This is a genomic window from Flavobacterium sp. GW821-FHT11G01 (genome assembly GCF_058808175.1).
In genome coordinates, this window is sequence record NZ_JBXARK010000012.1 from 160,645 (window position 1) to 167,844 (window position 7,200).

The 7,200-nt window shown below is 34.4% G+C and carries 7 protein-coding genes and 1 tRNA gene; 7 read left to right on the forward strand and 1 reads right to left on the reverse strand.

Annotation, left to right across the window (positions count from 1 at the left end; all coding sequences use genetic code 11):
- The first annotated feature begins 84 nt into the window (after positions 1-84).
- The 3 genes from AC1RRN_RS19405 (at position 85) to AC1RRN_RS19415 (ending at position 3,006) form a co-directional block, all read left to right on the forward strand.
- Positions 85-1,269 carry an aldose epimerase family protein gene (locus AC1RRN_RS19405; protein WP_492968886.1) on the forward strand — a complete coding sequence of 395 codons (1,185 nt, stop codon included), beginning with the start codon at positions 85-87 and terminating at the stop codon, positions 1,267-1,269.
- Positions 1,270-1,440: 171 nt separating this feature from the next.
- The gene (locus tag AC1RRN_RS19410; protein WP_492968887.1) at positions 1,441-2,319 is read left to right on the forward strand and encodes an alpha/beta fold hydrolase; all 879 of its coding nucleotides are present in this window, start codon (positions 1,441-1,443) and stop codon (positions 2,317-2,319) included.
- Between the two features lie 228 nt (positions 2,320-2,547).
- Entirely contained in the window at positions 2,548-3,006 is a 459-nt protein-coding gene (locus AC1RRN_RS19415) for an OsmC family protein (protein WP_492968888.1), read from the forward strand.
- A 136-nt stretch (positions 3,007-3,142) separates the two neighbouring features.
- Here the strand turns inward: AC1RRN_RS19415 and AC1RRN_RS19420 are convergent.
- A tRNA-Leu gene (locus tag AC1RRN_RS19420) sits at positions 3,143-3,222 on the reverse strand.
- A 229-nt stretch (positions 3,223-3,451) separates the two neighbouring features.
- On the opposite strand from AC1RRN_RS19420, the gene AC1RRN_RS19425 reads away from it, so the two are divergent.
- From AC1RRN_RS19425 to AC1RRN_RS19440, 4 genes are all read left to right on the forward strand, one after another.
- On the forward strand, positions 3,452-4,393 hold the full coding sequence (locus AC1RRN_RS19425; RefSeq protein WP_492968889.1) for a ribose-phosphate pyrophosphokinase: 942 nt from the start codon (positions 3,452-3,454) through the stop codon (positions 4,391-4,393).
- A gap of 116 nt (positions 4,394-4,509) precedes the next feature.
- On the forward strand, positions 4,510-5,121 hold the full coding sequence (locus AC1RRN_RS19430) for a 50S ribosomal protein L25/general stress protein Ctc (protein ID WP_492968890.1): 612 nt from the start codon (positions 4,510-4,512) through the stop codon (positions 5,119-5,121).
- A gap of 495 nt (positions 5,122-5,616) precedes the next feature.
- On the forward strand, positions 5,617-6,243 hold the full coding sequence (pth, locus tag AC1RRN_RS19435; protein WP_492968891.1) for an aminoacyl-tRNA hydrolase: 627 nt from the start codon (positions 5,617-5,619) through the stop codon (positions 6,241-6,243).
- A 138-nt stretch (positions 6,244-6,381) separates the two neighbouring features.
- Complete coding sequence (locus tag AC1RRN_RS19440; RefSeq protein WP_492968892.1) at positions 6,382-6,993, forward strand: superoxide dismutase; 612 nt, start codon at positions 6,382-6,384, stop codon at positions 6,991-6,993.
- Positions 6,994-7,200: the final 207 nt, after the last annotated feature.

Here is a 7,200-nt window from a genome sequence, read left to right on the forward strand (position 1 = left end):
AAGTCCTAAAGATTTAGTTACTTTGAGGAATTGACTTTAAGACTTTCGACTTTAAGACTTTACTAACTTAAAAAATTATCATTTATGAATGTATTAAAACGTTGCATTTTCGGAGTAAGCCTTTTGAGTTTGGCTGCAATTTCAGTTCAATGTAAAAGCGATAAAAAAATGGATGCTACAACAGTTTCTTCAGATGAAAAATCTACAGTTACAATCGAAAAATCAGAATACGGAAAAACGGCTAAAGGCGAAAAAGTCGAAAGTTATAAACTGAAAAACCAAAATGGGATGGAAGTTGACATCATCACTTTTGGCGGAAGAATTACAGATTTAAAAGTGCCAAATAAAGAAGGAGTTTCAGAAAATGTAGTAATCGGATTTACTTCTTTGGCACAATATGAAAAAGAAAATCCTTTCTTCGGAGCATTGATTGGAAGATACGGAAACCGAATTGCAAAAGGTAAATTTTCATTAGATGGAAAAGAATATCAATTGGCAATAAACAACGCGCCAAATGCTTTGCACGGCGGTCCGCAAGGATATTTTAACGTTGTTTGGAAAGCCGATGAGGTTAAATCTGGAGAAAATGCTTCTTTAAAATTATCTTATGTAAGTAAAGATATGGAAGAAGGCTATCCTGGAACTTTGAAAGTTTTTGTGACTTATACTTTAACAAATGACAATCAGTTAGAAGTTTTATACGAAGCAACGACCGACAAGAAAACAGTTGTGAATTTGACGCAACATTCTTATTTCAATTTATCTGGAGATTTTACAAAAACCATCTTAGATCACGAATTGACTTTGAATGCTGATAAATTAGTTCCGGTTGATGCGACTTTAATTCCGACAGGAAAATTAGACGATGTTGCTGGTACGCCTTTTGATTTCAGAACTCCAAAATTAATTGGAAAAGACATCAACGCTAAAAATGAGCAATTAGAAAGAGGAAAAGGTTACGATCACTGCTGGGTATTGAACAATCCTGAAAAAGGAAAAACAATCATTGCAAAAGTATACCACGCAGCAAGCGGAAGAGTTATGGAAATGACAACAGATGAACCTGGAATTCAGTTTTACTCTGGAAATTTCCTTGACGGAACTTTGCCAATGCCTAAAGGCGGAACATACGCACACAGAACAGGTTTATGTTTAGAAACGGAACATTATCCTGATTCTCCAAACCAGAAAAATTTCCCAACAACGGTTCTAAACCCGGGAGAAAATTATAAAACTAAAACTACTTTTAAATTCTCTGTGAAAAAATAGTTTTGGAATTATGTTAATTAGTTAGTAATTCTCTAAGAAACCTCGAAAGTAGTCCTTTCGAGGTTTTTTTTATTTGTAAAGAATAAACACATTACGATTTATAAAGCTTTTGTTAATTTATTCAATTCTTTCTTATATTTGAAAGATAACTATTATAAAAACCATTCGTAAATGAAAAAACCAATTAAAGCATTACTTCTGTTATTAACATCTTCAGTATTTGGAATCGCAAGTGCTCAGGTTCAGATGAATTCTAAATTTGACACGCCTTATGGTAACAATAGCGCTGTCGGAAAGTTTGTCGAACTCAATGGAGCTAAAATCTATTATGAAGAATATGGAAAAGGAGAACCGTTGTTATTGATTCACGGAAATAGTGGAAGTATTGAAACAATGGGAAATCAGATTGGTTATTTTAAAAATAAATACAGAGTCATTGCTGCCGATAGTAGAGGACATGGCAAATCAGAGTTGAAAACGGATTCTTTAACATTTGTCCAAATCACAAAAGATACGGAAGCATTAGTTAATCACTTAAAACTGGATTCTATAAGTATTATTGGATGGAGTGATGGAGGAATTGTGGGTTTGCAAATGGGTATTTCAGGGAAGTCAAAAATAAAAAAAATTGTAGCGATGGGTGCCAATTTACGACCTGATTCTACGGCTATTTATTCATGGGCGGTAAAAGGTCTTCAGAACGAGAGAAAATTGTTTAGTACAAAAATTAAAGAAAAAGACACTAGCGAGAACTGGAATCTGCTGAAACAAATTTCTGGACTTTTAGCAGATCAGCCTAATATTGCAGCAAAAGATTTATCAAAAATTAAAGCAAAAGTGCTTGTAATAGCGGGAGATAGAGACGTAATCAGAAATGAGCATACGGTAGAAATTTTCGAAAATATACCTAAGGCACAACTATGTATTATGCCTGGAGAAACCCATTTTGCACCGGCTTCAAGTCCGGAAGTATTTAATGCAATAGCAAATAAGTTTTTATCAGAACCTTTTAAAAGGCCAGATTCAGATTTCACTAAATGGGGTAAATAAAAAGGATATTTAAAGTTTTATTAGTGTAGTAAATTCTCTAAAAACCTCAAAAGAACGATACTTTCGAGGTTTTTTTTATGAGGTAAAATGCTGGAGAGAATTGCTCGCAAAGTCGCGAAGGCGCAAAGTTTTTTTTAGCTTTTGTTTATAAACTTGGCGACTCTGCGACTTTGCGAGATTAAAAAAATAAGCTTATAAATCTTAACTTAGCAAAAGCAAAAACATAAAATGAAACATCTATTCAAAGCACAATTGAGCTGGACTGCAAAAAGTCAGGTTGAATCATCGCAACGATTTTACAGCAAAAGCCACCAAATTAAAATTGAAGGAAAATCACTTTTAGACGTTTCAGCCGCAAAAGCTTTCAAAGGAGATCCGGAATTATACAATCCTGAAGATTTGTTGTTGAGTAGTTTGGTTTCCTGCCACATGATGTCCTATTTATATGTCTGTTCCCAAAACGGAATAGAAGTTTTAGAATATTCAGACAATGCAGAAGCAACACTCGAAGTTTCTCCAGATGGAAGCGGGCGTTTTGTTGAGGTCAGATTAAATCCTAAAGTAAAAATTTCAAATTCGGATAAAATTGAGTTAGCAATTGAACTTCATAAAAAAGCCAATCAATTATGTTTTATTGCTAATTCCTGCAATTTTCCGGTTTTGCATGAGGCGAGTTGTGAAGTTTAGGATAGACATAGCAAACGGTTTCAACCGTTGGGACACAATTATTTCATTAATATAATCTCCCCGTTACTTAGACCACGGACTATATTTGAAATGGTATAAAATCAAAAAAACCTCTTCCGTTAAGAAGAGGTTTTTGTACCCGGAGCCGGAGTCGAACCGGCACGGTTTCCCACAGGTGTTTGAGACCAGCGCGTCTACCAATTCCGCCATCCGGGCTTAGCAGACGAAAAAACAATCAAAAATCTGATTATTTTAACGCAATAGAATAAGTAATTATGATGTCATAACTGTGCTTATTCCTTTAACACGGTGCAAATGTAAAAAATTAAATTAAATGTTCTACTAAAAATACTTAAATTTTTCCTTTCAGTGTCCAATAAATTTTCTAAATTTGCACCTCGTTAAAACGACGCACACACAACTAACTACAAAACAACAAATTATAATGTCGCACCTAGAACCAGAAGCTAAAATTTTTGCTTGTTCACAAAGTGTTTATCTTGCAGAAAAAATTGCAGAACAATACGGAATTCCGTTAGGAAAAGTAACGATGTCAACGTACAGTGATGGAGAATTTCAACCATCTTACGAAGAATCAATTAGAGGACTACGCGTTTTTATCGTGTGCTCAACGTTTCCAACGGCCGATAATTTGATGGAATTGTTATTAATGATTGATGCCGCAAAACGTGCATCAGCCAGACATATTACAGCTGTTATGCCTTATTTTGGTTGGGCAAGACAAGATAGAAAAGACAAACCAAGAGTTCCGATTGGAGCAAAATTAGTAGCTAATTTATTAGATGCTGCCGGAGCGACAAGAGTTATGACAATGGATTTACACGCAGATCAAATCCAGGGGTTTTTCGAAAAACCGGTAGATCATTTATTTGCATCTACAATCTTTTTACCATACGTAGAAAGTTTAAAATTAGAAAATCTAACAATTGCATCTCCTGATATGGGAGGTTCAAAAAGAGCATATGCTTACTCTAAGTTTTTAGAATCAGATGTAGTAATCTGTTACAAACAAAGAAAAGCAGCCAACGTTATCGACACTATGGAGCTAATTGGTGAAGTAAAAGGTCGTAACGTAATATTAGTAGACGACATGATCGATACAGGAGGAACTTTAGCGAAAGCTGCAGACTTAATGATCGAAAAAGGAGCACTAAGCGTAAGAGCAATTTGTACACACGCTATATTATCTGGCGATGCGTATGAGAAAATTGAAAATTCGAAATTAACAGAATTGATCGTTACAGATTCTATTCCGTTAAAGAAAGAATCAAAGAAAATTAGAGTAGTGAGTTGTGCACCTCTTTTTGCTGAAGTTATGCACATGGTGCACCACAACAATTCCATTAGTGGAAAATTTATAATGTAAAAGCAGTAGGCTTTAGGCTATAAGCCGTAAGCTACTCGCAATTACAAAAAAGCCTAAAGCCTACGGCCTAAAGCTTAAAGCAATGTATATTATTTAATAACTATATTTTTTTTACAATGAAATCGATTACAATTAAAGGATCAGAAAGAGAAAGCGTGGGCAAAGTGTCAACTAAAGCCTTACGTAATGCTGGAGCGGTTCCTTGCGTGTTATACGGAGGAAATCAAGCAGTACACTTCTCAGCAGACGCTGCAGCGTTCAAAAACTTGGTTTACACTCCAAATGCACACACAGTTGTGATTGAGCTTGGAAAAGGAAAATCATTTAATGCAATTTTGCAAGACATTCAGGTTCACCCAGTATCTGACAAAATTTTACACATTGACTTCTTTCAATTATTTGATGACAAAGAAATCACTATGGAAGTTCCAGTAAAAGTTGTTGGTACATCTAAAGGTGTTCTTGCAGGTGGTGTTTTACGTTTAAACACTCGTAAATTAAAAGTTAAAGCTTTACCTAAAAATCTTCCTGATTTTGTTGAAGCTGACATTACTCCACTTGAAATGGGTAACAAATTATATGTTACTAAAGTTGGTGCTCCAGAATTCAAAATTATGCACCCAGACAACACTGTTGTTGCTCAGGTAAGAATTTCTCGTGCTGCTATGAAAGCTGCTCAAGAAGCTGCAAAAGCTGCAAAAGCTCCTGCAAAAGGAAAGAAAAAATAATTTTTTTCAACTCAATACAAAAAGCCTCAATCTTTCGATTGGGGTTTTTTTTTGAAAGGTTCTGAGATGTTGAGGTACTAAGGTTTTAAGTCTTTTACCAGTCGAAGCCCTTTAAAAACAATTATCTAATTACCACATTTTCTAATTATCTAATTTTTTTTCAGAAGCAGAAGCTCACGGTTTTTTCAAGGCGTGACGTTCCTGCCATCCGCTATATCTTTTCCCTGCTAAAGGAGCAGGAAAAAGGATGCCGCTCCTGTCAGGGCTAACGAGAAAGTATCTTTTTCATAAGTTTCTAAGATACTAAGATACTAAGATTCTGAGATTCTGAGATTCTGAGATGCTAAGGAAAAATCTGCTAAATCCCCTTTGCGTAAAACCTTTGTGATCTTTGCGGTTAAATCACGACCAACAGGCAATTATCTAATTCTCGCATTTTCAAATTATCTAATTAACAAATTGGCACATTCTCTAATTAATCTTACTTTTGCAAACATGATAAAATGGATAACAAAACTGTTTTCATCAACACAAAAAGAAGAGAACACAGATAATATGAAGAAATATTTAATCGTCGGTTTAGGTAATATTGGTGCTGAATACGTAAATACAAGACATAACATAGGTTTTAAAGTCCTGGATTTTTTAGCCAAAAAAGAAGGACTTTCATTCGAAACGGCAAAGCTTGGTGCTTTAGCAGAGTATAAATTTAAAGGAAGAACTTTTTTTCTTTTAAAACCAAACACTTATATGAACCTGAGCGGTAAAGCAGTGAAATATTGGATGGATAAAGAAAACATTCCGTTAGAAAACATTCTGGTTATTACAGATGATTTAAACTTATCTTTTGGAACCATCAGAATCAAACCAAAAGGCAGCGACGGAGGTCACAACGGACTTAAAAACATCAACCTTGTTTTAAATACACAACAATATACCCGTTTTAGATTTGGTATTAGCGATCAATTTAAAAAAGGGCAACAAGTTGATTACGTTTTGGGTGATTGGGATGAAGAAGAAAAAGCAAAATTACCGGAACGTTTAGAGATTTCTTCAGAAATTATTAAGACATTCGGAACAGCCGGATTAGAAAATACCATGACTACTTTTAATGGAAAATAAAGATTTACAACTATTTAGAGGTAAAAAAAACAATTTATCAATTAATTAAATTCAATTATAACAAAATAGTATTTTCTATTCCAAAGTTAAATGTTTAAATTTGGAATAAATTATTATAAACCATAAAATCATAATATCATGGCTTTTGAACTACCACAATTACCTTATGCATATGACGCATTAGAACCACATATTGATGCACGTACAATGGAAATTCACCATTCTAAACATCATAATGCATATACTACAAATCTTAATGCAGCTATTGCTGGTACAGATTTGGAAGGAAAAACAATCGAAAACATCTTAATCAACTTAGATAAATCAAACGCTGCAGTTCGTAACAATGGTGGAGGTTTCTACAACCACAATTTATTTTGGACTGTAATGTCTCCAAACGGTGGCGGATTACCAACAGGTGATTTATTAGCTGCAATTGAAGCTTCTTTTGGAACTTTTGATGAGTTTAAAGCAAAATTTGCTAAAGCTGGAGCAACACAATTCGGTTCTGGATGGGCTTGGTTAACAGTTCAAAAAGGAGGAAAATTAGAAGTTGTAGGTACTCCAAATCAAGACAATCCATTAATGCCAGAAGTTGCTGGTAACGGTGGAACTCCAATCTTAGGAATGGATGTTTGGGAACACGCTTACTACTTAAACTACCAAAACAGAAGACCAGATTATATTGAAGCTTTCTTTAGTGTAATTAACTGGACAGAAGTTGCAAGAAGATTTGCTTTAGACAAGTAAGAAGAAAATAGAATAAAGAATAAAGAGAAAAGACGGATAGCAATTAGCTATCCGTCTTTTTTTATTGTCAAATAGTTAAGACTATGCTCAACAATCTTTATTCTTTGCTCTATTCTCTTTCTTCTCAAGGTTAAAATAAAAAAGGCGGAATCTCTTCCGCCTTTTTTGCCCCAAATCTACCATAAACTTAACCTACTAATGTTATGG

Coding starts and splice junctions, on each gene's coding strand:
- AC1RRN_RS19405 (WP_492968886.1), top strand. CDS start 85: ATGAATGTATTAAAACGTTGCATTTTCGGAGTAAGCCTTTTGAGTTTG.
- AC1RRN_RS19410 (WP_492968887.1), top strand. CDS start 1,441: ATGAAAAAACCAATTAAAGCATTACTTCTGTTATTAACATCTTCAGTA.
- AC1RRN_RS19415 (WP_492968888.1), top strand. CDS start 2,548: ATGAAACATCTATTCAAAGCACAATTGAGCTGGACTGCAAAAAGTCAG.
- AC1RRN_RS19425 (WP_492968889.1), top strand. CDS start 3,452: ATGTCGCACCTAGAACCAGAAGCTAAAATTTTTGCTTGTTCACAAAGT.
- AC1RRN_RS19430 (WP_492968890.1), top strand. CDS start 4,510: ATGAAATCGATTACAATTAAAGGATCAGAAAGAGAAAGCGTGGGCAAA.
- pth (WP_492968891.1), top strand. CDS start 5,617: ATGATAAAATGGATAACAAAACTGTTTTCATCAACACAAAAAGAAGAG.
- AC1RRN_RS19440 (WP_492968892.1), top strand. CDS start 6,382: ATGGCTTTTGAACTACCACAATTACCTTATGCATATGACGCATTAGAA.